General features: G+C 73.3%; 23 protein-coding genes and 1 pseudogene. 14 read left to right on the top strand and 10 right to left on the bottom strand.

Annotation, left to right across the window (positions count from 1 at the left end):
- Window positions 1-62: 62 nt before the first annotated feature.
- Window positions 63-893, bottom strand: a complete 831-nt coding sequence (locus ABZ809_RS12375) for a class I SAM-dependent methyltransferase (protein WP_357562530.1) — start codon at window positions 891-893, stop codon at window positions 63-65.
- 20 nt (window positions 894-913) lie between these two features.
- Window positions 914-1678: an SDR family oxidoreductase gene (locus ABZ809_RS12370; protein ID WP_357562529.1), complete on the bottom strand. Its 765-nt coding sequence runs from the start codon at window positions 1676-1678 to the stop codon at window positions 914-916.
- Between the two features lie 181 nt (window positions 1679-1859).
- On the opposite strand from ABZ809_RS12370, the gene mshA reads away from it, so the two are divergent.
- From mshA to ABZ809_RS12355, 3 genes are all read left to right on the top strand, one after another.
- Window positions 1860-3224: a D-inositol-3-phosphate glycosyltransferase gene (mshA, locus tag ABZ809_RS12365; protein WP_357562528.1), complete on the top strand. Its 1365-nt coding sequence runs from the start codon at window positions 1860-1862 to the stop codon at window positions 3222-3224.
- Window positions 3225-3329: 105 nt separating this feature from the next.
- Window positions 3330-3896: a YbjN domain-containing protein gene (locus ABZ809_RS12360; RefSeq protein ID WP_357562527.1), complete on the top strand. Its 567-nt coding sequence runs from the start codon at window positions 3330-3332 to the stop codon at window positions 3894-3896.
- 188 nt (window positions 3897-4084) lie between these two features.
- Entirely contained in the window at window positions 4085-4993 is a 909-nt protein-coding gene (locus tag ABZ809_RS12355) for a hypothetical protein (protein WP_357562526.1), read from the top strand.
- Between the two features lie 414 nt (window positions 4994-5407).
- Here ABZ809_RS12355 and ABZ809_RS12350 read toward each other — a convergent pair whose 3' ends face one another.
- A complete protein-coding gene (locus ABZ809_RS12350; protein ID WP_357562525.1) occupies window positions 5408-6847 on the bottom strand; it encodes an MFS transporter in 1440 nt (479 codons plus the stop codon).
- 84 nt (window positions 6848-6931) lie between these two features.
- Window positions 6932-8323: an MFS transporter gene (locus ABZ809_RS12345; RefSeq protein WP_357562524.1), complete on the bottom strand. Its 1392-nt coding sequence runs from the start codon at window positions 8321-8323 to the stop codon at window positions 6932-6934.
- A gap of 151 nt (window positions 8324-8474) precedes the next feature.
- On the opposite strand from ABZ809_RS12345, the gene ABZ809_RS12340 reads away from it, so the two are divergent.
- The gene (locus ABZ809_RS12340; RefSeq protein WP_357562523.1) at window positions 8475-9242 is read left to right on the top strand and encodes a phosphoglyceromutase; all 768 of its coding nucleotides are present in this window, start codon (window positions 8475-8477) and stop codon (window positions 9240-9242) included.
- Between the two features lie 70 nt (window positions 9243-9312).
- Here ABZ809_RS12340 and phoU read toward each other — a convergent pair whose 3' ends face one another.
- Complete coding sequence (gene phoU / locus ABZ809_RS12335) at window positions 9313-9960, bottom strand: phosphate signaling complex protein PhoU (protein ID WP_357562522.1); 648 nt, start codon at window positions 9958-9960, stop codon at window positions 9313-9315.
- 199 nt (window positions 9961-10159) lie between these two features.
- Between phoU and ABZ809_RS12330 the strand changes: the two genes are divergently transcribed.
- The gene (locus ABZ809_RS12330; RefSeq protein ID WP_357562521.1) at window positions 10160-11446 is read left to right on the top strand and encodes an ATP-binding protein; all 1287 of its coding nucleotides are present in this window, start codon (window positions 10160-10162) and stop codon (window positions 11444-11446) included.
- 23 nt (window positions 11447-11469) lie between these two features.
- Entirely contained in the window at window positions 11470-12153 is a 684-nt protein-coding gene (locus ABZ809_RS12325) for a response regulator transcription factor (RefSeq protein ID WP_357562520.1), read from the top strand.
- Between the two features lie 40 nt (window positions 12154-12193).
- Here the strand turns inward: ABZ809_RS12325 and ABZ809_RS12320 are convergent, their stop codons facing one another.
- Window positions 12194-13003: a hypothetical protein gene (locus tag ABZ809_RS12320; RefSeq protein WP_357562519.1), complete on the bottom strand. Its 810-nt coding sequence runs from the start codon at window positions 13001-13003 to the stop codon at window positions 12194-12196.
- A gap of 74 nt (window positions 13004-13077) precedes the next feature.
- Here ABZ809_RS12320 and ABZ809_RS12315 point away from each other — a divergent pair, with 74 nt between their 5' ends.
- A complete protein-coding gene (locus tag ABZ809_RS12315; protein ID WP_357562518.1) occupies window positions 13078-14022 on the top strand; it encodes a Ppx/GppA phosphatase family protein in 945 nt (314 codons plus the stop codon).
- 175 nt (window positions 14023-14197) lie between these two features.
- Complete coding sequence (locus ABZ809_RS12310; RefSeq protein WP_357562517.1) at window positions 14198-15004, top strand: sugar phosphate isomerase/epimerase; 807 nt, start codon at window positions 14198-14200, stop codon at window positions 15002-15004.
- A gap of 19 nt (window positions 15005-15023) precedes the next feature.
- Here the strand turns inward: ABZ809_RS12310 and ABZ809_RS12305 are convergent, their stop codons facing one another.
- The 3 genes from ABZ809_RS12305 to ABZ809_RS12295 are packed head-to-tail and all read right to left on the bottom strand — an operon-like array spanning window position 15024 to window position 17053.
- Complete coding sequence (locus ABZ809_RS12305) at window positions 15024-15596, bottom strand: CGNR zinc finger domain-containing protein (protein WP_357562516.1); 573 nt, start codon at window positions 15594-15596, stop codon at window positions 15024-15026.
- 19 nt (window positions 15597-15615) lie between these two features.
- Complete coding sequence (locus ABZ809_RS12300) at window positions 15616-16782, bottom strand: glutathionylspermidine synthase family protein (RefSeq protein ID WP_357562515.1); 1167 nt, start codon at window positions 16780-16782, stop codon at window positions 15616-15618.
- Between the two features lies 1 nt (window position 16783).
- Window positions 16784-17053 (bottom strand): hypothetical protein, encoded by a 270-nt coding sequence (locus ABZ809_RS12295; protein ID WP_357562514.1) that lies wholly within the window; start codon window positions 17051-17053, stop codon window positions 16784-16786.
- A gap of 130 nt (window positions 17054-17183) precedes the next feature.
- Between ABZ809_RS12295 and ABZ809_RS12290 the strand changes: the two genes are divergently transcribed.
- Entirely contained in the window at window positions 17184-18104 is a 921-nt protein-coding gene (locus tag ABZ809_RS12290) for a proline dehydrogenase family protein (RefSeq protein ID WP_357562513.1), read from the top strand.
- Window position 18105: 1 nt separating this feature from the next.
- On the opposite strand, the gene ABZ809_RS12285 is transcribed toward ABZ809_RS12290, so the two are convergent.
- Window positions 18106-18516 (bottom strand): VOC family protein, encoded by a 411-nt coding sequence (locus ABZ809_RS12285; protein ID WP_357562512.1) that lies wholly within the window; start codon window positions 18514-18516, stop codon window positions 18106-18108.
- A 966-nt stretch (window positions 18517-19482) separates the two neighbouring features.
- On the opposite strand from ABZ809_RS12285, the gene ABZ809_RS12280 reads away from it, so the two are divergent.
- The 5 genes and pseudogenes from ABZ809_RS12280 to ABZ809_RS12260 all read left to right on the top strand — a co-directional run bounded on the left by ABZ809_RS12280 (window position 19483) and on the right by ABZ809_RS12260 (window position 22986).
- The gene (locus ABZ809_RS12280) at window positions 19483-20757 is read left to right on the top strand and encodes a hypothetical protein (protein WP_357562511.1); all 1275 of its coding nucleotides are present in this window, start codon (window positions 19483-19485) and stop codon (window positions 20755-20757) included.
- A gap of 115 nt (window positions 20758-20872) precedes the next feature.
- A pseudogene (locus ABZ809_RS12275) lies at window positions 20873-21133 on the top strand (hypothetical protein); the annotation flags it as partial.
- Window positions 21134-21261: 128 nt separating this feature from the next.
- Window positions 21262-21471 (top strand): helix-turn-helix domain-containing protein, encoded by a 210-nt coding sequence (locus ABZ809_RS12270; protein WP_007465625.1) that lies wholly within the window; start codon window positions 21262-21264, stop codon window positions 21469-21471.
- 219 nt (window positions 21472-21690) lie between these two features.
- Window positions 21691-21792: an AURKAIP1/COX24 domain-containing protein gene (locus ABZ809_RS12265; protein WP_007465623.1), complete on the top strand. Its 102-nt coding sequence runs from the start codon at window positions 21691-21693 to the stop codon at window positions 21790-21792.
- 120 nt (window positions 21793-21912) lie between these two features.
- Window positions 21913-22986 (top strand): NAD-dependent epimerase/dehydratase family protein, encoded by a 1074-nt coding sequence (locus ABZ809_RS12260; RefSeq protein WP_357562510.1) that lies wholly within the window; start codon window positions 21913-21915, stop codon window positions 22984-22986.
- The last annotated feature ends 150 nt before the right edge of the window (window positions 22987-23136 follow it).

The following is a 23136-nucleotide window of genomic DNA, read 5'->3' as shown; positions in this document are numbered from 1 at the left end:
CGCGTCGACGGGGCGGGTCGGCGTGGGGCGCGTCGGGGCGTGGGAGGGGTGAGTGGGGTGGGTTACGGGGTGGGAGAAGGCCAGGGGAGGGTCAGTTCGCCGTGGCGCCAGCGGCGGGGGCCGTGGAGGATCGGCCAGCCCGCGTCGCGGACGGCGGACACCGCGCGCAGCCAGCGTTGGCGGGGCCCGAACGGGGCGTAGCCGGCGGCGGCGTGCCAGGCGTCGTCGAGCGCCCGGATCAGGTCGTGGATCGGCTCCCCCGGGACGTTGCGGTGGATCAGCGCCTTGGGCAGTCGTTCGGCCAGCTCCGCCGGGGTGTCCAGGGTGCTGAGCTTCGCGGCCAGGGTGAGCGTACGGGGGCCGTCGGCGTCGATCAGCAGCCAACCGGCGAGCCGCCCCAGCTCGTCGCAGGTGCCCTCGACCAGCAGGCCGCCCGGGGCCAGCGCGGCGGTCATCGTCCGCCAGGCCTCGGCCACCTCGCGTTCGTCGTACTGGCGCAGGACGTTGAACGCCCGGACCAGGGCGGGTCGCAGGCCGGCCAGCTCGAAGCCGCCCCGGGCGAAGGTGAGCCGGGGCGGGTCGGCGGACGGCTGGGCGGCGGCGACGCGTACCGGATCGATCTCCAGCCCGACCACCCGCACGTCGGGGCGAACCGCGGCGGCCAGCCGGGCGCGCAGCTCGACGGCGGTGACGGGGCTGGCGCCGTAGCCGAGGTCCACCACCAGCGGGTCGGCCGCGTCGCGCAGCGCCTCCCCGCAGGTCTCGACGATCCAGTTGTCCACCCGGCGGAGCCGGTTGGGATTCGTCGTCCCCCGGGTCACCACCCCGAGCGGCCGGTGCCGCGCCGGCCCGGACCCGGGCGCCGGCGTCGCGTCCACCCGCGTGCCCGCCATCGTCTCCGACCGCCGGCCGCTCAGCCGGCCCGGTGCACCTTGTGCTGGGCGGCCTGGGCCAGCGGGCGCACGACGAGGCGGTCGATGTTGACGTGCTGCGGGCGGGTCGCGCACCAGGCGACGCAGTCGGCCACGTCCTCGGCGACCAGCGGCTCGGCGACCCCGGCGTAGACCGCCGCCGCCCTGTCGGCGTCCCCGTCGAAGCGGACCAGCCCGAACTCGTCGGTCCGCACCATGCCGGGGTCGATCTCGATCACCCGTACCGGCCGGCCGCAGAGTTCCAGCCGCAGCGTGCCGGCGATCGCCGTCTGCGCGTGCTTGGCGGCGCTGTAGCCGCCCCCGCCCTCGTACACGGTGAAGCCGGCGGTGGAGGAGACGACCACGATGGTGCCGGCCCCGGACGCCTCCAGCGCGGGCAGCAGTGCCTGGGTGACGCGCAGCGTGCCGAGAACGTTGACGTCGTACATCCACTGCCAGTCGCCGACGGACCCGGTCTCGACCGGATCCAGCCCGCGCGCGCCGCCGGCGTTGTTGACCAGCAGGGTGACCGGCCCGGGGGCCCGCGCCGCCGCCGCGGCCAGCTCCGCCACCGACTCGTCGGAGGTGACGTCGCAGGCCACCGCGGTGGCCGCGCCGCCCGCCCCCTCGATCTCGGCGACCAGGTCGGCCAGCCGGTCGGTACGCCGGGCGGCGGCGAGCACGTGGAATCCCTCGGCGGCGAGCCGGCGGGCGGTGGCGGCACCGATCCCGCTGGACGCTCCGGTGACGACGGCGACAGAGGTCATCAGGCCATTCTCACCCGGGTACCGGGGGTGCTTGCCGGCGGCATGGTGATGAGGTCCGTCACGCCCGGGGGTCGCCCCGGCGCATTACCGGTACCTGATGGGGAAGATGACACCGGGCGCGGACGTTGTCCGAAACGCCGGGCGTGCATGTGCGGCATCAACCGTGACAAAGGGAGCGGACGTGGCGGAGTTGCACACCGGTGTCGGTCGTCAGAGAGGTGCACGTCCGTGGCCCCGCCCCCGGCGGATCGCGACGTTGTCGGTGCACACCTCGCCCCTGCACCAGCCCGGCACCGGGGACGCCGGCGGGATGAACGTCTACATCCTGGAGGTCGCCCGCCGGCTGGCCGAGGCGGGCGTCGAGGTCGAGATCTTCACCCGGGCCACCTCCGGCGACCTTCCCCCGGTGGTCGAGACGGCGCCCGGCGTGCACGTCCGGCACGTCACCGCCGGTCCGCTGGAAGGGCTCACCAAGGAGGAGCTGCCGGGGCAGCTCTGCGCCTTCACCGCCGGCGTGCTCCGCGCCGAGGCCTCCCGCCCGCCGGGCCACTACGACCTGATCCACTCCCACTACTGGCTCTCCGGCCAGGTCGGCTGGCTGTCCAAGGAGCGCTGGGGGGTGCCGCTGGTGCACACCGCGCACACCCTGGCGAAGGTCAAGAACGCCCAGCTCGCCGCCGGGGACCGGCCGGAGCCGAAAGCCCGTGTCATCGGCGAGGAGCAGGTGGTCGCCGAGGCCGACCGGCTGATCGCGAACACGGCGGTCGAGGCCCGCGACCTGATCGACAGGTACGACGCCGACCCCGCCCGGGTCGCGGTGGTCGAGCCGGGCGTGGACCTGGACCGGTTCCGCCCGGAGCGGGGGGAACGCGAGCACGTCGCGGCCGCCGCCCGCCGCCGGCTCGGGCTGCCCGCCACCGGGTACGTGGTGGCCTTCGTCGGCCGCATCCAGCCCCTGAAGGCCCCGGACGTGCTCATCCGCGCGGTGGCGGCGCTGCGGGAGCGCGAGCCGGCGTTCGCCGACGAGGTGACCGTGGTGATCTGCGGTGGCCCCAGCGGCAGCGGGCTCGACCGGCCGACGGCCCTGATCGAGCTGGCCGCCTCGCTCGGCGTCGCCGACCTGGTGCGGTTCCTGCCTCCGCAGACCGGTGACGACCTGCCCGCCCTGTACCGGGCGGCGGACCTGGTGGCGGTGCCGTCGTACAACGAATCCTTCGGCCTGGTCGCGCTGGAGGCGCAGGCCTGCGGTACGCCGGTGGTGGCCGCCGCCGTAGGGGGCCTGGTGACCGCCGTCCGGGACCAGGTCAGCGGGGTGCTGATCGACGGCCACGACCCGGCCGACTGGGCCCGTACGCTCTGCCGCCTGCTGCCCGACCGACCCCGGCGGGCCGAACTGGCCCGGGGCGCGGCGCGGCACGCCCGCAACTTCTCCTGGCACCGGACCGCCTCCGGGCTGCTCGCCGTCTACGGCGAGGCGATCGCCGCGCACCGGGCCCGGTTCGCCTCCGAGCTGGCCGGCGGGCCGGCGATGGCCTGCTCCTGGTGACGGTTAGCTCCTGGTCCGGCCGGTGTGGCTCCTGCTCCGCGTGAGCGTCCGGTGCGGGCCGTCGTGGCCCGGTGCGGGCGCGGCGGCGGTCGTAGAGTGGATCCGATGAGCGGAAAGAGTGATCTTGCGGCCCTGATCGAGTCGGTCTGCGACGAGCGGGAGCTGGCCTGGGAGCCGACCGGCCCGGGCTCGTACGCGATCACGCTGCCGGGCACCCACAAGCTGAAGACCGTCTGCAACCTGATCGTCGGCGAGCACGCGCTCCGCGTCGAGGCGTTCGTGATGCGGCAGCCGGACGAGCGGCGCGAGGAGCTGTGGGCCTGGTTGTTGCAGCGCAACGCCCGCATGTACGGGGTGTCCTTCTCCATCGACGCGGTCGGCGACGTCTACCTGACCGGTCGGGTCAACCCCGCCGGGGTCGACGCCGACGAGTTGGACCGGCTGCTGGGCGCGGTGCTCACCTACGCCGACGAGTCCTTCGACACGATGCTGGAGATCGGCTTCGGCAGCTCGATCCGCCGGGAGTGGGAGTGGCGGGTCAAGCGCGGCGAGTCCACCGCGAACCTCGCGGCGTTCGCGCACCTCTTCGAGCCGTCCCCGGGCGCCGGATCGTCCGGGAATTCCGATGCCCCGGGCACTGGTGCCCCCGTCGGAGGTTCGGACCGGTCCTGACGGGTATGCCGCACCGCGCGGTGCGGCAGCGGACCGCCGCGCGCCGAGGACCAACTGTCGAGGAGCGTGGGCGTCTCATGGCTCAGCGGAACAGCTCAGGTCGCGGCGGGACTGCGACCAGAACGAAACGGCAGGGGGGCAACCAGACCCCGAACACCCCGTCGATCTCCGAGTCCGAGATCTCCCGGATGAGGGTGGACGACATCCGGGGGCAGCTCCGCAAGCGCGGGGTATCCGGCGTCTCCGCCCTGCGCAAGCCGGAACTGGTGAAGACGCTGGCGAGGACCCTGCGCTCGGAGCGCCCCTCGGCTGGCGCCGCCCGCCGTGGCACCGGTCCCGCCGGCCGGGCGGCGGGGAAGAAGGCGTCGGCCGGGCGCGCCACCACCACGTCGGCCAGGCGGGCCGCCGCCACCAAGAAGGCGGCGCCGGGGCGGCCCGCGGGCAAGGCCGCCCCCGGTCGGGCGCAGGCGGCCAAGAAGGCGGCGCCGGGTCGCGCGCAGGCGGCGAAGCAGACCGCGGCGGCGAAGAAGGCTCCGGCGGCGAAGAGGACCGCGGCAGCGAAGAAGGCTCCGGCGGCGAAGAGGACCGCGGCGGCGAAGAAGGCTCCGGCCAGGAGGGCCGCCGCCAAGGCGGCTCCGGCGCGGAAGTCCACGGCGGCTGCCCGTACGTCCGCGGCGTCGTCGCGGGCGGGCGCGGCAGCCGGCGGTACGGCGACGCGGGCGACCGGGATCCGGACCGGCCGGAGCCAGGCGCGGTCGGTACGTTCCTCGCAGGTCATCTCGTCCATCTCCGACCGCCCGGAGCGCCCCGGCCGCAGTCTGGTGACCACCAATCACGACGTGATCCAGCGTTGGGCCAGGGAGCGTGGTGCCAAGCCGGCGACGATCGCGGGCACCGAGCGGGAGGGCCGGGCCGGCGTGCTCACCTTCAACATGCCGGGTTACCGGGAGAGCAGCCGGGTGCGCGAGATCACGTGGGAGGAGTGGTTCCGGACCTTCGACGGGCGGAAGCTGAACCTGATCTACCAGGAGCAGCTTCGCGACGGCCGGCAGAGCAACTTCTTCCGTACGGAATCGCCCGATCGTGAGGACGCCTGACGTGTTTGGGGGAAGGGTCGGCGGGTATGCCTTGACCGAGGCCCGGGGCGGTGGCGGACCGGTGGGACACCGACGCTGTGACCGGCGAGACAGCCCATCAAGGTTGTATCCGTCATCCCGGGCGAACTAACTTTGTTGCACCGTGCCACGCTCGGAACCGTTCGGGGGAGCGGTGGATCGATCAGATCCGTGCACCGAGTGAGGCGCGGGGGACGGGTGGAACAACACCGTTGGGGGACGGTGGCCACCTGTTTGGACCGGCGGCGTGAGCGGACGACGCCTACGGGGGTGGGCCTCGCCCGCCGCCGCCGGTCATACGGTGCGAACGCCCATCGCGATCACGAGTCGCGATGGGCGTTCTGCTGTCCTACCCCGTCCTGGCCGCCACGGTGAAACCGTTCGCCAGCCCGACGATCAGTGCGCGGGTGCGGGAGCCGGGGCGGCGTGGCGGGCGGTGCTGCGCCGGAGGGCGGCGACGTGGCGGTCGCGCGGCGGGCCGGCCAGCAGGTGGCAGCCGGCGGCCAGCAGCCCCAGTGCGCCGACGATCAGCCAGTGCAGGTCGCCGAGGTACTGCAGGCTCACCCCGCCGAGGGTGGGCGCCACGAACGACGCCGCCGGGAACGCCAGGTAGAACACCGACTGGTAGCGGGCCCGTAGCTCCGGCGGGGCCAGGTCGGCGTTGATCTGCGCGTTGGGCGGCGCGGCGAGCATCTGGCCGACGGTCCACACCACCGCCGCAGCCAGGTAGACCGCGAGGCCGTCAGCGACCGCGAGGGTGGCGAAGCCGAGCGCCAGCAGCACGGTGGAGGCGGCCAGGACGCGATCCTTGCGGTGCCGCTCGATCAGGCGCGGTACGAAGAGCTGTCCCACCACGATCAGCACCCCGCCGAGCGCCACCACCATGCCGTACGCCGAGGGCCGCAGCCCGTCCGACCGCATCGCCAGGGGCATGATCGTCGACGTCTGCATGGTCAGTACGGCCAGCACGAAGGTCAGCGCGACGAAGGTGAGGAAGGTGCGGTCGGTCAGGGCGGTGTGCAGCCCCGGCCGCCGCTGCCGCCCGCGCTGTGCCGCCCACCGCCGCTGTCCGCGCTGTCCCGCCCACCGCCGCTGTCCGCGCTGTCCCGCCCACCGCCGCTGTCCGGCCCGGCGCGGCTCCGGCGCCTCGCCACCGTCCGTACCCGAGCCCGTTCGCGGATCTTGGACACTTCCCGTTCCGACCGGCCGGAAAGTGTCCAAGATTGCTGTGAGGCCGGGCGCACGGCGGGGGAGCGTTTCCGGAACCTTCCAGGCGATGACGGCCGCCGCGAGCAGGGTCGCGGCGGCGTCGACCAGGAAGAGCGCGACGAAGCTCGCCTCGGCGAGCAGGCCGGCCAGCAGCGAGGCCGCCGCCATGCCCAGGTTGAACGCCCAGAACTGGAGGTTGAACGCCCGGGCGCGACGCCGTTCGGGCACCACGTCGACGATCGCCGCCACGAAGGCGGGACTGGGCATCGAGTGCGCCACCCCGACCAGGGCCGCGAGCACCGCGATCAGCACTAGGTGCCGGCTGAGGCCCAGCGCGACCATGAGCCCGGCGGTTGCCAGGTGGGCGGCGAGCAGCGTGGCGCGCCGTCCCCACCGGTCGGCCAGCACCCCGCCGAGCAGCACGCCGGCCGCGCCACCCAGCCCGTACGCCCCGACCACCGTCCCGGTGAGCGCCTCGCTCGCGCCGCGCGCCTCGGTCAGGTAGAGCGACAGGAAGAGCATGGCGAAGGCGCCGGCCCGGTTGATCAGCAGGCCGGCCCAGAGGTACCAGAAGGTGGCGGGGAGACCGCCCGCGGTGTCGTCCAGCCAGCGGCGCAGGGCTCGCACCCGTCCTCCCGAACAGTACTGTTTCCTAACCGAACCGGCCTCGACGGTAGGAAGCCGGGGGCCTGCGCGCCAGGGTGTCGCTGGTCACCGCGTACCGGTGGGCTCCGCCGCCCGCCGCTGACCGGTCGCCGGTTCGTCGTCCGGCTCGGGCACGACCACGGGCTCGGCGGGGGCTGTTGCCGCCGCCTCGGCCGCCTCCGGCGCGGGCGGCCGGATCACCACCGCCGGTACGACGGGACCGGCACCCGTACGCAGCATCGTGGCCCGCCGCTCCCGGGCCGGGCCGGAGATCAGGTGGGCGAGCGCCGCCACCCCGCCGATCACGGCGCAGCCGATCCAGAGCGGGGCGTTGCCTACCTGTTCCCGGACCAGCCCGCCGAGGACCGGTGCGACCGCGCCGGCCACCTGCCAGGAGAGCGAGAAGACGCCCTGGTAGCGGCCGCGCAGGTCGGCGGGGGAGAGTTCGGCGATCAGCGTCGCGTTGGACGGCGAGTTGAGCATCTCGCCGACCGTCCAGATCAGCACGGTCAGGCCGTAGAACCAGGCGGCGTCGGCGAACGCGGTGAGCCCGAACCCGACGCCCATCACCACCGAGGCCAGCGCGAGTACGTGCGACCGGCTGCGGCCTCTGATCAGCCGGGGTACGAAGAGTTGGCCGACCACGATCAGCACCCCGTTGAGCGCGATCACCGAGCCGTAGGTGGCCGGGCTGAGACCGGAGTCGCCCATCGCGATCGGCAGCATCGAGATGTGCTGGAGGAAGACCAGCGCGGCGAACAGGTTGAGCGTCACGAAGCCGAGGTAGATCCGGTCGGTGAGGATGGTGCGTAGCGCGCCGGACCGGGCGCCGGTGCCGTTGCGGCTGGCGGGCGCGGTGGCGGGAGCGGGCCGCCGGGTCTCGCCGACCTTGACGAAGATGATCAGTGCGGTGATCACCGTCGTGGTCGCGTCGACCACGAAGAGCAGCAGGTAGCCGGCCTCGGCCGCGAGGCCGGCGAGGACGGCCGCGCTGGCGAAGCCGAGGTTGATCGCCCAGTAGTTCAGCGTGAAGGCCCGCAGCCGGTCCTTCTCCGGCACCACGTCGATCATCATCGCCCCGAACGCGGGGCGGGACGCCTCGGCGAACATGCCGAGCAGCAGGGCGCCGAGTGCCACGGTCCACAGTTCCCGGGCGAACCCGAGGGCGAGCATCATGGTGGCCGCGCCGAGGTGCGCGGTGAGCACGGTGGGCCGGCGGCCCCACCGGTCGGCCAGTGTGCCGCCCACCGTGGTGCCGACCGCGCCACCCGCGCCCCACAGGCCGAGCACCAGGCCCGCCTGCGACGCGGAGAAGCCGCGTTCGGTCGTCAGGTAGATGGCCAGGAAGACCAGGACGAACGAGCCGAGCCGGTTGACCAGCGTGCCGGCCCACAGGTACCAGAAGGTGACCGGCAGGCCCCCGGTCGTGTCCCGGAACCAACCCCGCATCGTCCGCACGTCGGCGCCCCCCGCCTCGTAATGACCGCCATGATTATCGCGCCTTACAACCTAGTGTCAGGTCGGTTTTCCGGGCAGCGCATTTTCCACGTGGTGGTCGTCACGGCCACCGACCGCACGCCGTCCCGGGCCGTGCGGCAGGATGATCGGCATGACTGCTAGCGAGGGGCCCACCGTCGGGACGCTGGTCCTGCTGCGGCACGGCGAGAGTGACTGGAACGCCAAGAACCTCTTCACCGGCTGGGTCGACGTCGACCTGACCGAGAAGGGCGAGAGCGAGGCCCGCCGCGGCGGCGAACTGATGCGCGAGCACAGCCTGCTGCCGGACGTGGTGCACACCAGCGTGATGCGCCGCGCGATCCGCACCGCCGAGCTGGCGCTCAACGCCGCCGACCGGCACTGGATCGCCGTGCGCCGGTCGTGGCGACTCAACGAGCGGCACTACGGCGCCCTCCAGGGCAAGAACAAGAAGCAGACCCTGGAGGAGTACGGCGAGGAGCAGTTCATGCTCTGGCGCCGCTCGTACGACACGCCGCCGCCGCCGATCGCGGACGACGACGAGTTCTCGCAGGTGGGCGACCCGCGCTACGCGCTGCTGCCGAGCGAGCTGATGCCGCGTACCGAGTGCCTCAAGGACGTCGTCGAGCGGATGCTGCCGTACTGGTACGACTCGATCGTGCCGGACATCCTGGCCGGCCGTACGGTGCTGGTGGCCGCGCACGGCAACTCGCTGCGCGCCCTGGTCAAGCACCTGGACCAGATCTCCGACTCCGCGATCGCCAAGCTCAACATCCCCACCGGCATCCCGCTGCGCTACGACCTGGACCCGCAGCTGCGGCCGCTCACGCTGGGCGGCACCTACCTGGATCCCACCGCCGCCAAGGCCGCCGCGGCCGCGGTCGCCAACCAGGGCCGCTGACGCACGTTTTGGATGTAAGGAAGGGCACCTTCCTAACGCTATGCGTTAGGAAGGTGCCCTTCCTTACATCTCAGCCTGCGGTGGGGGTGCCGGTGATCAGGTAGACCACGTGCTCGCCGGAGTTGACGGCGTGGTCGGCGAAGCGCTCGTAGAAGCGACCGAGCAGGGTGGCGTCGATGGCGGTCTCCACCCCGTACGGCCAGTCCTCGCCGAGCAGCACCCCGAACAGGCTCCGGTGCAGGTCGTCCATGGCGTCGTCGTCGCGGTCGAGTTCGGCGGCGAGGTCGGCGTCGGGCTTGGCGAGCACCGAGCCGATCTTGACGGCCATCCGGTCGGCGATGGTGGCCATGTCGGTGAAGATCGGCCGCAGCTCCGCCGGTACGGCGGGCGAGGGGTGCCGGCGCAGGGCGGTCTTCGCGACGTGGTCGGCCAGGTCGCCCATGCGCTCCAGGTCGGCCGCGACGTGCAGCGCGGTGATCATCGCGCGCAGGTCGGAGGCGACCGGTGCCTGCCGGGCGAGCAGGTCGCAGACCCGCTCCTCGACGTGCCGGTAGAGGTCGTCGATCTCGGCGTCCCGCTCGATCACCGTCTCGGCCGCCCGGCGGTCCGCGGTGAGCAGGGCGCGGGTCGCCTGCCGCATCGCGGCCCGGACCCCTTCCGCCATGTCCACCAGCAGTTGGCTGACGATCTGCAGGTCAGCCCGGAACTCGTCGCGCATTGTCACGTCCTGTGGTCGGTGATCGCCGGCTCTCGTGCCGGCAGGTGGCAGGTGCGCCGCCCACGGTAGGTCGGACGGGCGGACCGGAGATGAACCTCGGTGAACGACGCCGGACGTGAGGATGAACATTCCCGGAAGCGAGGATGGTTCGCCCCATTTGTGGTGGTTGCCAGGTTAACAATGACCATACGATCGCCGGGTGGAGTGGGCGGTGACGGTCGCGGTGGCCGTGGGGCTGGCGGTCGGAGTGATCGCCGGGGTGCTGTTGCCCCGGTTCGTTCCGGCGCTGGCCGGGCGCGCCACGCGGGCGGGGAGCCGGTCCGGCTTCCCCTACACCTGGGGGAGGCCCCCGATAGCCGAGGATCCGCAGTCCGGGACCGGTCGCCGGACGATCGACTCGCTCCGGGCCGGCGTGGTCGTGCTCGACCCCGACGACCTGCCCGTCCTGGTCAACCCGGCCGCCCGCGCGATGGGGCTGCTCCGCACCGGCCCGACCCCGGGCTCGATCGTCCCCCACCCCCTGATCCGTACGCTCGCCGGGCAGGTGCGGCGCACCGGCGTGCGGCGCGAGATCGAGCTGGACCTGCCGCGCGGTCGCGACAACGCCGGGGTGAACCCGCTCGGGGTGCACCTGCGGGCGATGGGGATCGGCGGCGGCTACATCGCCGTCGAGGCGGCGGACGTGACCGAGTCGCACCGGCTGGCCCGGGTCCGCCGCGACTTCGTGGCCAACGTCAGCCACGAGCTCAAGACCCCGATCGGGGCCCTCCAACTCCTCGCCGAGGCGCTGCTGGACGCCACCGAGCCGGCCGGCGCGGGGGCGCCCGACCTGTCCGAGGACCTGGTCGCCGCCCGGCGCTTCGCCGAACGGATCCAGCACGAGTCGACCCGGCTGGGCCGGCTGGTGCAGGAGCTGCTGGAGTTGACCCGGCTCCAGGGCGCCGAGCCGCAGCCGCCCCCGGAACCGGTCGCGATCGACTGGGTGATCGCCGAGGTGATCGACCGGACCCGCACCTCCGCCGCCGCCCGCCGCATCGACGTGACCGCCGACGTCGAGCGGGGCCTGACCGTCCACGGCAGCGACACCCAGCTCGCCACGGCCGTGTCCAACCTGGTGGAGAACGCCATCAACTACTCCGGCGCGGACACCGTCGTCCGGATCGCGGCCCGCGCCGCCGGCGAGCACGTGGAGATCTCCGTCGCCGACCAGGGCATCGGGATCGCCCCGACCGACGTCGACCGGATCTTCGAGCGGTTCTACCGGGCCGACCAGGCCCGCTCCCGGTCGACGGGTGGCACCGGGCTGGGGCTGGCCATCGTCAAACACATCGCCGGCAACCATGGCGGCCGGGTCGAGGTGTCGAGCACTCTGGGTGGTGGGTCGACGTTCACCCTCCGGCTCCCCGCCCGTCCTCCGGAGGAGATCCTGGCGACACTGCCGTCCGCTGGGATCGAGGCCGGCCCGGCCGAGCTCCGGCAGGTCTGACAGCACATGGAAAGGAAGTCCCGTTGAGCCGCGTTCTGGTGGTCGAGGACGAGGAGTCGTTCTCCGACGCCCTGTCGTACATGCTCCGCAAGGAGGGCTTCGAGGTGTCCGTCGCCGCGACGGGCCCCTCCGCCCTCACCGAGTTCGACCGGACCGGCGCCGACATCGTGCTGCTCGACCTGATGCTGCCCGAGATGTCCGGCACCGAGGTGTGCCGGCAGCTCCGGCAGCGCTCGCACGTGCCGATCATCATGGTCACCGCGCGGGACAGCGAGATCGACAAGGTGGTCGGCCTGGAGATCGGCGCCGACGACTACGTGACCAAGCCGTACTCGCCGCGGGAGCTGGTCGCCCGGATCCGGGCCGTGCTGCGGCGGCAGAGCACCGAGGTCACCGAGGCGGGCGGCCCGACGCTGGCCGCCGGCCCGGTCCGGATGGACATCGAGCGGCACGTGGTGACCGTCGACGGCGCACCCGTCCAGCTTCCGCTCAAGGAGTTCGAGCTGCTGGAGCTGCTGCTGCGCAACGCCGGCCGGGTGCTCACCCGGGGGCAGCTCATCGACCGGGTCTGGGGGGCCGACTACGTCGGTGACACCAAGACCCTCGACGTGCACGTCAAGCGGCTGCGTTCCAAGATCGAGCCGGAGCCGTCCGCACCGCGCTTCATCGTCACCGTGCGGGGTCTCGGCTACAAGTTCGAGCCCTGATCGGCGTACGCGCCGAGGGGCCGCGCGGCCCCTCGGCCGGTCAGGCGCCGTCGGCGGGATGCGGGGCCACCATGCCCTGCCGGCCGCGCGCCCCGCACACCTCGGCCAGTTTCGCGTACGCGGGCGCGCCGATGAGCGCGGTCAGCTCCGGGCCGTAGGACACGTACATCGGTTCGGAGCCGACGTGCGCGTCCGTGGAGGAGGTGCACCACCAGTCCAGGTCGTGCCCGCCGGCGCCCCAGCCCCGCCGGTCGAACTCGGACAGCGTGGAGACCAGCACCTTCGTGTTGTCCGGCCGCTTGACCCACTCCTGGTCGCGGCGGATCGGCAGCTGCCAGCAGACGTCCGGCTTGTATTCCAGCGGGTGCACCCCGTCGCGCAGCGCCTGACCGTGCAGGGCACAACCGGCGCCGCCCGGGAAGTCGGCGTCGTTGAGAAAGACGCAGGGGCCGTCCTCGCCCTGGGTGGCGGTCCGGCGGGCGGGGTTCTCGCCGTCGATGGTGTCGTTCTCGGTCCAGTTCTTGAATCCGCGCCGGAAGTGCTGCCACGTCGCCGGGGTCAGCCGCTTGGCCGCGGCCCGGACCCGCTGCTCGTCGTCGGAGTCGGTGAAGAACGCGCCGTGCGAGCAGCAGCCGTCGGCGGCCCGGCCCGCGACGATGCCGTGGCAACCGCGGCCGAAGATGCACGTCCACCGGGACAGCAGCCACGTCAGGTCGGCCCGGACAAGGTGGTTCTCGTCCGCCGGGTCGGCGAACTCGATCCACTCCCGGGGAAAGTCCAGCGGCACCTCGCGACTGCGCGGGTCCCCCGGGTCGTCCACCAGCACGCGGAGTTCGATCTGGCTCGTCACCCGGCCCAGCGTACGCGCGGTGCCCGCCATGGTCCGCCGAGCCGCGCAAACAGAATGGCCCTAGTGTCTTCAGCATGCGACTGGGTGTCCTCGACGTGGGTTCCAACACGGTGCACCTGCTGGTGGTCGACGCCCATCACGGCGCGCACCCCTGGCCGGCGCACTCGGAGAAGGTGGTGCTGCGGCTGGCCGAGCAGATCGGCCCGGACGGCGCGCTCACCGAGCCCGGCGCGGACGGCCTGGTCAAGGCGGTCGGCATGGCCAGGGCGGCGGCCGCGGGGCTGGGCGCCGAGGACCTGATCGCGTTCGCCACCTCCGCCGTCCGGGACGCCACCAACGCCGCCGACGTGCTGGCGAGGGTCCGGGAGGAGGCGGGCGTACGCCTGGAGGTGCTCCCCGGGGCGGACGAGGCGCGGCTGACCTTCCTCGCGGTGCGGCGCTGGTTCGGCTGGTCAGCCGGTCGGCTGCTGGTGCTGGACATCGGCGGCGGCTCGCTGGAGATCGCGGCCGGCATCGACGAGGATCCGGCCGTCGCGGTGTCGCTGCCGCTCGGCGCCGGCCGGCTGACCCGGGACCGCCTCCGGGTGGATCCCGGCAGCGCGGCGCCGCCGTCGGCGGAGGTCGTCGACGAGCTGCGGGCGTACGTCGACGAGCTGCTGGAGCCGGTGGTCGCGCAGATGACCGAGGTGGGCTGGGAACGGCCGGTGGCCACCTCGAAGACCTTCCGGACGCTGGCCCGGCTGGCCGGTGCCGCGCCCTCCGGCGCCGGCCTGTGGGCGCCCCGCCGGCTGACCCGCGCCGGGCTGCGGCAGGTGCTCGGGTTCATCCGGCACATCCCACCCGCCCAACTCGTCGAGTTGGAGGGGGTGAGCGCCGGCCGGGCCCACCAACTGCTCGCCGGGGCGGTCGTCGCCGAGGCGGTGCTGCGCCGGCTGGACGTGGACGCGCTGGACATCTGCCCGTGGGCGCTGCGCGAGGGTGTGATCCTGCGCCGCCTCGACCAGCTCGGTCCCGTGTGAGCGCGAGGAGTGAGCTTGCGAGCCCCGCAGTCGCGAACGAAGAGTGGCCCGGTGTGAGCGCGAGGAGTGAGCTTGCGAGCCCCGCAGTCGCGAACGAAGAGTGGCCCGGTGTGATCTGGGCGGTTTGCGGCCTCTCGTCACGAGGTGTCGGCAGACCCCGGTTACCCTCGATGGTGTGACTTCCCGCGTCCCGGTGCTCCTGTCCACGTCCTCGGTGTTCCCTGAACGCACCGCGGCGGCGTTCCAGCTGGCCGCGGCACTCGGCTACGACGGCCTCGAGGTGATGGTCTGGACGGACGCCGTCAGCCAGGACACGGGCGCGCTGCGCGGGCTCTCCGAGCACTACGGCGTTCCGGTTCTCTCCGTGCACGCCCCGTGCCTCCTGGTGACGCAGCGGGTGTGGAGCCCCGACCCGTGGGAGCGGCTGCGCAGGTCCGCGGAGCTGGCGGCGACCCTCGGGGCGCCCACCGTGGTGGTGCACCCGCCGTTCACCTGGCAGCGGGACTATGCACGCAACTTCGCCGACGGGCTGGCCACGATCGCCGCCGAGTACCCGGACCTGCGCTTCCCGGTGGAGAACATGTACCCGGTCCGGATGGCCGGCCGCCAGTTCGTGCCGTACGTGCCGGGCTGGGACCCGACCGAGACCGGCTACCCCTCCTACACGCTCGACCTGTCGCACTGCGCGGCCTCGCACACGGACGCGCTGGCGATGGCCGACCGGATGGGCGGCAACCTGGCCCACGTGCACCTCGGTGACGGCACCGGCGAGGGCCGCGACGAGCACCTGGTGCCGGGGCGCGGCAACCAGCCCTGCGGCGCCCTGCTCTCCTCGCTGGCCGGGCGCGGCTTCACCGGCTCGGTCGCCGTGGAGGTCACCACGCGGGGAGCGAAGAGCCGCGCCGTGCGGGAGGCGGACCTGCGGGAGGCGCTGGCGTTCGCCCGTCAGCACCTGGGCACCCCGTCCCCGGTCGACGCCTGAACGCCGACCGGGTCGGGCGTCAGACGACCGTGGTGAGGGATTCCTTGCTGGTCGCGCTGGTCTGCTCGCCGATCGCCGCGCGCTTGCGGGCGCGGTGGGCGGCCACGTGCGACCGGGTGGCGCAGCGCTCCGAGCAGAACCGCCGGCAACAGTTGGACGAGGTGTCCAGGTAGACGTTGCCGCAGCGTTCGTCGGCGCACACGCCGAACCGGGTGCTGCCGTACTCGCAGAGCCAGACCGACAGCCCCCAGACCGCGCCGGCCAGGTATTCGGCGCTCACCGAGGCGCCCCGGCTGGTGACGTGCATGTGCCAGTCGTTGGAGTCGTGCCCGGAGATGCGGGGCTGCACCGGGAAGGCCTCCAGCAGCGCGTTGAGCTCGGTCACCGCCTGGCCGTCCCGCCCGGAGGTGCCGTACTCGAAGACGTCGCGCAGCCGCTTCTGCGCCCGCCGGAATGTCGCGAGGTCCCGCTCTGCCACCTCGTCGTGCATCCACGCAGTTTCGTCGGAAAAAAGGGCCCGCAGGTCGTCGAGGTCGTCCAGACGGGCGTTGACGAGGTCAACGCCGGTCCGGGCGTACGCGTCGAAGTTCACGCCTCCAACGGTAGACGACTCAACAGGTTCGTGGTGCGTCGATGTAGTGCGGCAGGAACCGCGCGTAGCCGTCGGTGATGAGGCTCGCGCTCTCACGCAGGCCCACCCCGGCCGACTCGCCGTCGACGATCCAGCTGCCCACCACCAACCGGTTACCGGCGAATTCCGGCAGCGCCCGGAACTCCTGGTAGCACCAGCCCTCGTCGCCGTAGATCCCCGGATTGGTGATCTCGGTGTCGCCCGTGACGATCCGCACCGAGCCGCCCTCCCGGCCGAGCAGCGGCTTGGCCACGTACTCCGGCATCCCGCGCGGCGAGTCGAGGTAGGCCGGCAGCAGCAGCTCGTGCCCGGGATACAGCTCCCAGAGCACGGCGAGCAGCGCCTTGTTCGACAGGAGCAGCTTCCACGCCGGCTCGATCCAGGTCGTCGGGGTGCCCGGCTCCACCGCCTTCGGCCCGTACGGCTCCGCGAGCATCCACTCCCAGGGATAGAGCTTGAAGCAGGTGGTGATCGGGCGGTCCGCCGCATCGACGAAGCGCCGGCCGTCCCAGCCGACCTGCTGGATCGGCTGGAGCGTGACCTCCAGCCCCGCCTGGCGGGCGGTCTCGGCGAGGTAGCCGGCGGTCATGTGGTCCTCGCCGGATTCCTCCTCGTTCGACCAGAGCACGTGCACCCGGCGGTCGTGCAGCCCGGCCCCGATCTTGGCCCAGGCGCCGACGAGCCGCTCGTGCAGGCTGTTCCACTGGTCCAGCTCCGGCCGGGTGTGCTCCAGCCAGTACCACTGGACGATGCTCGCCTCGACCAGCGCGGTGGGGGTGTCGGCGTTGTATTCCAGCAGCTTGGGGGGCCAACTGCCGTCGTAGGCGAGGTCGAAGCGGCCGTAGAGGGTCGGCGGCGTCTCGCGCAGCGACCGGGCCACGGCCTCGGCCGCCCAGGCCGGGATGCCGAAGTCGGCGTAGCGCTCGCGGGCGACGACGTGCTCGGCGGCGGCCACCGACATCCGGTGCAGCTCCTCGGTCGCCTCCTCCAGCCGCAGCACCTCCTCCAGCTCGAACGCGTACGCGGCGGTCTCGTCCCAGTACGACATGATGCCGCCGTCGGGCAGCTCGGTGTCGACGTAGACCAGGCCCTGGGCGCGGATGGTGGCGTCCCAGTCCGGGCGGGGGGTGACCGTCTCCCGACGCACCTCAGCCGCCGCAGGAGGCGAGATGGGTGCCGAAGCCGCCCCGGTCGGGCACGGCCGCGGCGGCCGGCTCCGGTGCGGTGCGCGTGGCGGAGACCTGGGGCGCCCGCAGCGCCAGGGCCACCGTCTCGCCGCCGCCCACCGGGCCGAGGGCGCAGTCGTCATCGTCGTCGTCCGAGGTCATGTTGCAGCCGGAGAGGGTGAGCGCGAGGACGGTGAGCGCGCCGAGCTGCACGGAGGCCGACCGGAGCCGGCGGCGGGGGCGAGGTTCCACGTCATCGTTGTAGCGGATGCGGGCCACCTGCGTCCCCCCACGGGTCGGGCCTGTGATGCGGTTGGGACCTGGGCCCGGTGCCGGGGCCGCTGCCCCGCGCGGTGCCACCGGTGGGCGTTACGCTCGGTCCATGCTCCGTTCCGTCATCCTCGCCGCCTCCCGGTCACCCCAGGTCGAGCGGCTCGTCGCGACGGCCCCGTTCACCCGGGACCTCGTCCGCCGGTTCGTCGCCGGCGCCAAGACCGACGACGCGTTGCGCGCGACCCGCGAACTCGTCGACGCCGGTCTCGCGGTCACCCTCGACAACCTCGGCGAGGACACCGTCACCCCCGAGCAGGCCACCGCCACCAGGGACGAGTACGTCAGGCTGCTGAAGCTGCTCTCCGGCGCGGGGCTCACCCCGGCGGCCGAGGTGAGCGTGAAGCTCTCGGCGCTCGGCCAGATGTTCGACGAGCAGCTCGCCCTCGACAACGCGCGGGCGATCTGCCTCGCCGCCGAGGAGGCGGGCACGACGGTCACGCTGGACATGGAGGACCACACCACCACCGACTCGACCCTGGACATCCTCGCCAAGCTGCGCAAGGACCACCCGGCCACGGGCGCGGTGCTCCAGGCGTACCTGCGGCGGACCGAGTCGGACTGCCGGGAGCTGGCCACGGCGGGTTCCCGGGTGCGGCTGTGCAAGGGCGCGTACAAGGAGCCGGAGTCGGTGGCCTACCAGTCCGCCCGCGAGGTGGACAAGTCCTACGTCCGCTGTCTGAACATCCTGCTCTCCGGCGACGGCTACCCGATGCTGGCGACCCACGATCCCCGCCTGATCGCCATCGGCGAGGACCGGGCCCGCTGGTTCGACCGTGGCCCCGAGCGGTTCGAGTTCCAGATGCTCTACGGCATCCGGCCCGAGGAACAGGCCCGGCTGGCCGGCGAGGGCTACACGGTGCGGACCTACCTGCCCTACGGCGAGGACTGGTACGGCTACCTGATGCGCCGCCTCGCCGAGCGCCCCTCGAACCTGGCCTTCTTTGGCCGCGCCGTGCTGTCCAAGAAGTGAGTCAGCCGTTCGACCAGCCCCGGGTGCTCAGCACCAGGCGGTAGCCGTCCGGATCGGCCACCGTGACCCCCCAGCGGTCCCAGTACGGGCCGGCGGAGACCCGCGTCCCGCCGGCCCGTTCCAGTTCCCGCACCAGCTCGTCGTCGACGGGGCCGTCGAGGTACAGCACCAGCAGGTCCTCGGCGGTCGGCGTCGGCGTGACGGTGAGCTGCTCGCCGCCGACGAGTTCCAGGTGCCAGTGCTCGCCCGGTCGGCCCACCATGAGCAGGTCGTGCTCGCCGGGCGCCCCTGCGGTGGAGCGCCAGAGCACGTCGAGACCGAGCCCGCCGACCCAGAAGCGTTCGGCCGCCGCCAGGTCACGACTCGGACGGGCGATCCGCAGGTGCGGCACGGCGGTACGGGAAAGCGGCATGGGTCGATCCTGCGACCTGAAGCCGGATAGAGGTCAACACCTGCCCTCGCACCCGCCGCACCCGCTGGGCATCCCGACCGCACCCGCTGCGCATGCCGACCGCACCCGCTGCGCATGCCGACCGCACCCGCTGCGCATGCCGACTACACCCGCTGCGCATGCCGACTACTTCCAGGAAAGTGTGGGCTTCTGTGCTGAGGAGGGGACTACTTCCAGGAAGTAGCGTGATCATGGCGCCGGCGCCGGCGCCGGCGCCGGCGCCGTCGTCGAGGGCTCGGGCGCGGGCACGGGTTCGGTGGGATGGGTGGACGTAGGCTTCGGCGGGTGACTGAGGGGCAGCCCGGGGACGACGGCGTGCCGGAGACGGACGTGGCATCGGCCGCAGGGGCAGGGCAGGTTGAGGGCAGGAACGAATTCGGTCTGCCAGGTCCTGCGGAACCGGCCGTGCCGGCGGAAACCACCCTCCCTGCGGAGCCGGCCGAGCCCGCGGAGCCGGCCGAGCCCGCGGAGCCGGCCGAGCCCGCCGAGCCGGCCGAGCCTGCGGAGCCGGTCGTGCCGGTCGTGCCCGCCGTGCCCGCCGTGCCCGCCGAGCCCGCCGAGCCCGTCGTGGCGGCGGCGCTGGCCGGGCCCGTCGTGTCGATGAAGGCGCCGGCCGGGCCTGTCGTGCCGACCAAACCTGCGGCGTCGGCCGCCACTGCGGGTCCGGCCGCCGGAACTGTTTCCGCCGCCTCGGAGGATTCTACCGTTCCCGTGGGTTCGGCTGCCTCAGCGGGTTCGGATGGCCGGGCTGATCCGACCGCACTGGCCCCTGCGCCTGGTTCGGTCCCTTCGGCCGACCCGGGCGCTGTCGCCGTCCCGGCCGTTGCCGCCGCCTCGGCCGTTGCCGCCGCCCCGGGCGCTGTCGCCGCGTTGGCCGATGCTGCGGGGCCTGGTTCGCCGTACCACCCTGCCGGCCCCGGTCAGGCCGTGACGGGCGGTCAGCGGCCGGCGCGGCGGCTCCGGCCGCTGTGGGTGGCGCTGGCGGCGGTCGTGGTGCTGCTGGCCTGCGGCGTACCCACGGCGCTGGTGGCCGGCCTGGTGCGCGCCGATGACCCGCGCGCCCCGGGATCGTCCGCCGGCCGGGCCGAGGATCCCGCCGCCGAGGCCGCCCGCCGGCTCGGTGAGCGCATGGTGGCGGAACTGGCGCGGCAGTCCGCCGCACTGCTCGGCGGGGACCGGGCCGGGTTCCTGGCGGTCGCGGAGCCGGTCGCGCATCCGGAACTGCGTCGCCGGTACGCCGCGCTGCGCGCCCTGCGGGTGACCGCCTGGCAGGCCGACGCGAACGGCCTGCCAGCTCCCGTCGAGGGCCGGGCCGGCGAGTGGCGGCTGCCGGTCGAGTTCCGCTACTGCTTCGTCGCGCCGGGCTGCCGCACCAGCCGGGTGTTGACCGAGACTCGCTGGCGGGAGGGGGAGCGGCCCCGGTTGCTCGCCGTGGAACCGTCCCGTTCCGCGGCGACCGGCACCCGGCCGTGGGAGGTGAGCGAGATGGCTGTCGCTGTCGGCCCGCGTACGCTCGTGGCCACCACTCCCGCCCTGCGCAAGAAGCTGCCCGGTCTGCTCGCCCAGGCCGAGGCCGCCGCCAGGATCGCCGACACGTACGCCGTCGACGGCCGTACGCCGGACCGGTACCGGATCTTCTACGCGGGCCGGGGCGAGTGGCAACGCTGGTACGGCGGCGGCCGGCCGAAGTGGACCGGCGGGTACGCGGTCACGGTCGGCGGCGGCCACCACGAGGTGGTGCTCAACGCGGACGGACTCGTCACCGGGGCAGTCGACGACCTGCTCCGGCACGAGCTGACCCACGCCGCCACCCTGCCCGAGCGGGGCTACCCGGGCAAGGGCACCTGGTGGCTGGTGGAGGGGCTGGCCGAGTACGCGGGCGCCGACGGGGCGCCGATCGACCGGTACGCCGGGCTGGCCGAGGTGCGGCGCCTGCTCGGCGGCGGCTGGGACGGCCGGCTCGACAGCCTCGGCGCGGCCGACGACGCTCCGGCCGACCGGGTCAGTGCCAGTTACGGCGTCTCCTATCTGGCGGTGCGGCACCTGATCGACAGGTTCGGCCCGGAGCGGCTGCTCGCCTTCTTCGCGGCCGTCGTACACGAGCGCGTTCCGGTGGACCAGGCCGCCGAGCGCACTCTCGACGAGCCGTGGTCCGCCCTGCACGACGAGTGCGTCGGGTACGTCCGCGCCGTGGTCGCCTGACCGGCGGCCCCACGGCAACCTGGGCACGCGGCGACCCCGGGGCGACCGCGACCCTGGGCAACGCGGCGACCTGAGCCGACAGGACGACCCGGGCCGACTGCGACCGACCTGGGGCGACGGCGTTCATGATCGACCGCTGTCGGCTGGCGGGAGCCGACCTGACACACTGGTGCCCGCTCCCAGCGCGGAGCCCCGGTCCGCGTCCGGAAGCGGCCCGGGGCACCCGCCCGGTGGCTCCGGTGGCGCCACCGGAGCCACCGGGCGCCTTCCGCGACAGGAGGGGCGCCGGGGGCTCTCCCCAGGACAGGACGGGCACCGGGCGCAACAGGTTCGGTGCGGACGTAACCGGTCGAGTGGACGCCGGTGCGAATTATGATCAGTTGCACGAAGGGATCGCGCCGGTCACAGCCGTCCCGCTACCGTACTGGTAACACGCGCGTCGCCGGTCCGGGCGGACGAATCCGTCCGGTGGCACGCGCCGGGCATGGGATTGGTCGGTGAGCCATGGCCGGGTCGCAGTCCGACGGTCGGCTGTCGGAGGTCAAGTTCCTGACCGTCGCCGAGGTGGCGACGGTCATGCGGGTGTCGAAGATGACCGTCTATCGCCTGGTGCACAGCGGTGAGCTCACCGCCGTGCGGGTGGGCCGGTCGTTCCGGGTGCCCGAACACGCGGTGCACGAATACCTGCGCGGCGCCTTTCAGGAAACCGCCTGATCCCTCCGCCGGCCACCGGCCGAGTGCGACGTAACGGGCATCGACGGGGGCGCGTTGGTCCTGCTGACGCTCTCCGGCTACCCTGGAGCCCGACCGTGACCGCAGGTGCGCCCCGCCGCATTCCCCGCTGGCCCGGTCCATTGTCCGCAAGCGGTCGCCGACGCCACGGGAGTGTGGCGTCTTCCGGTCGCCCCGCACGTTGCATCGAAAGGCTGTCGTATGGGCTCGGTGGTCAAGAAGCGCCGCAAGCGCATGGCTAAGAAGAAGCACCGCAAGCTGCTGCGCAAGACCCGCGTCCAGCGTCGCCGTCTCGGCAAGTGACCGGGGCCGGGTCCCGACCCGGCACCCGTCGTCACTTGCCAACTGTCGACCTCCGGAGGCTCAGGTGATCAGGCCGTGGATGTCCCGGCTCGATCCGGCCTGCCGGGGGAGGTGCACGACATGACCCCCGGTGGCACCCCAGGTGCCCCGGGGGTCGTCGTCGTGACCGGGGTCAGCCGCTACCTCGGCGCGCACGTCGCCGCCCGGCTCGCCGCCGACCCGCGCATCGAGCGGGTCATCGGCGTGGACCCGGCGGAGCCCGCCACCGAGTTCGCCGACCTGCTCGACCGGGTCGAGCGTGTCCGCGTCGACGCCGGCTCGCTCGGCGGCCTCCTCGGCGACCTCGACGTCGATGCCGTGGTCCACGTCGCCCTGGTCACCGCGCCGGATCCGCAGCAGGGCGGTCGCTCGGCGATGAAGGAGCAGAACGTCATCGGCACGATGCAGCTCCTCGCCGCCTGCCAGCGCGCCCCCCGGCTGCGCAAGCTCGTGGTTCGTTCCTCGACGGCCGCCTACGGGGCGTCCTTCCGGGACCCGGCGGTCTTCACCGAGGAGACCGAGCCGCGTGAGGTGCCGCGCGGCGGCTTCGGCCGCGACATCCTCGACATCGAGGGGTACGTCCGCGGCTTCCGTCGCCGCCGGCCCGACGTCACCGCGACCGTGCTGCGCTTCGCGCCGTTCATCGGCTCGACCGCCGACACCACCCTCACCCGCTACTTCTCCCAGCCGGTGGTGCCCACCGTGTTCGGGCGCGACCCCCGGTTGCAGTTCCTGCACTTCGACGACGCGCTGGAGGTGCTGCACCGGTCGGTCGTCGAGGACCACCAGGGCACCTACAACGTGGCCGGCCCCGGCGTCCTCTCGCTCTCCCAGGCGATCCGCCGGGCCGGCCGGGTCGCCGTCCCGGTGCTGGAGCCCGGCCTGTCCAGCGCCGCCGCGATCGCGCGCAGCCTCGGCTTCGGCCGCTACGGCCTGGACCAGGTCGACCTCTTCGTGCACGGCCGGGTCGTCGACACCAGCCGCCTTGAGCGGGAGTACGGCTTCACGCCCCGTTCCACCGCCGCCGCCTTCGACGACTTCATCCGCGCCCACCACGGCGGGATCGTGCTGCACCGGGACCAGCTCGCCGCCGCGGAGCAGCTCGTGCTCGACGGGATCCGGCAGGTCCGGTCGGTCGTACAGGAGGACTCGTGAGCGGGCCGGAGGAACGGCGCGACCGTCGCTACGACGTACCACTGATCGTGGCCGCGCCGGACGCGGAGCCCGCGCGCGCGAACGGCCACCACCCCGTTCCGGCCGACGAGCCCGACACCTCCGCCACGGACGAGACGGTCACGGGTGCCG

The organism is Micromonospora sp. NPDC047074, assembly GCF_040643815.1.
Taxonomy (GTDB): domain Bacteria; phylum Actinomycetota; class Actinomycetes; order Mycobacteriales; family Micromonosporaceae; genus Micromonospora.
Note: the sequence above shows the minus strand (reverse complement) of the source record. Positions and strands in the feature narration are given on the sequence as shown.

What these genes read in the sequence shown, in the direction of transcription:
- ABZ809_RS12375 (WP_357562530.1), bottom strand. Translation starts at nt 893, where the DNA reads ATGGCGGGCACGCGGGTGGACGCGACGCCGGCGCCCGGGTCCGGGCCG.
- ABZ809_RS12370 (WP_357562529.1), bottom strand. Translation starts at nt 1,678, where the DNA reads ATGACCTCTGTCGCCGTCGTCACCGGAGCGTCCAGCGGGATCGGTGCC.
- ABZ809_RS12360 (WP_357562527.1), top strand. Translation starts at nt 3,330, where the DNA reads ATGAGCGGAAAGAGTGATCTTGCGGCCCTGATCGAGTCGGTCTGCGAC.
- ABZ809_RS12355 (WP_357562526.1), top strand. Translation starts at nt 4,085, where the DNA reads ATGAGGGTGGACGACATCCGGGGGCAGCTCCGCAAGCGCGGGGTATCC.
- ABZ809_RS12340 (WP_357562523.1), top strand. Translation starts at nt 8,475, where the DNA reads ATGACTGCTAGCGAGGGGCCCACCGTCGGGACGCTGGTCCTGCTGCGG.
- phoU (WP_357562522.1), bottom strand. Translation starts at nt 9,960, where the DNA reads ATGCGCGACGAGTTCCGGGCTGACCTGCAGATCGTCAGCCAACTGCTG.
- ABZ809_RS12315 (WP_357562518.1), top strand. Translation starts at nt 13,078, where the DNA reads ATGCGACTGGGTGTCCTCGACGTGGGTTCCAACACGGTGCACCTGCTG.
- ABZ809_RS12290 (WP_357562513.1), top strand. Translation starts at nt 17,184, where the DNA reads ATGCTCCGTTCCGTCATCCTCGCCGCCTCCCGGTCACCCCAGGTCGAG.
- ABZ809_RS12285 (WP_357562512.1), bottom strand. Translation starts at nt 18,516, where the DNA reads ATGCCGCTTTCCCGTACCGCCGTGCCGCACCTGCGGATCGCCCGTCCG.
- ABZ809_RS12270 (WP_007465625.1), top strand. Translation starts at nt 21,262, where the DNA reads ATGGCCGGGTCGCAGTCCGACGGTCGGCTGTCGGAGGTCAAGTTCCTG.
- ABZ809_RS12265 (WP_007465623.1), top strand. Translation starts at nt 21,691, where the DNA reads ATGGGCTCGGTGGTCAAGAAGCGCCGCAAGCGCATGGCTAAGAAGAAG.
- ABZ809_RS12260 (WP_357562510.1), top strand. Translation starts at nt 21,913, where the DNA reads ATGACCCCCGGTGGCACCCCAGGTGCCCCGGGGGTCGTCGTCGTGACC.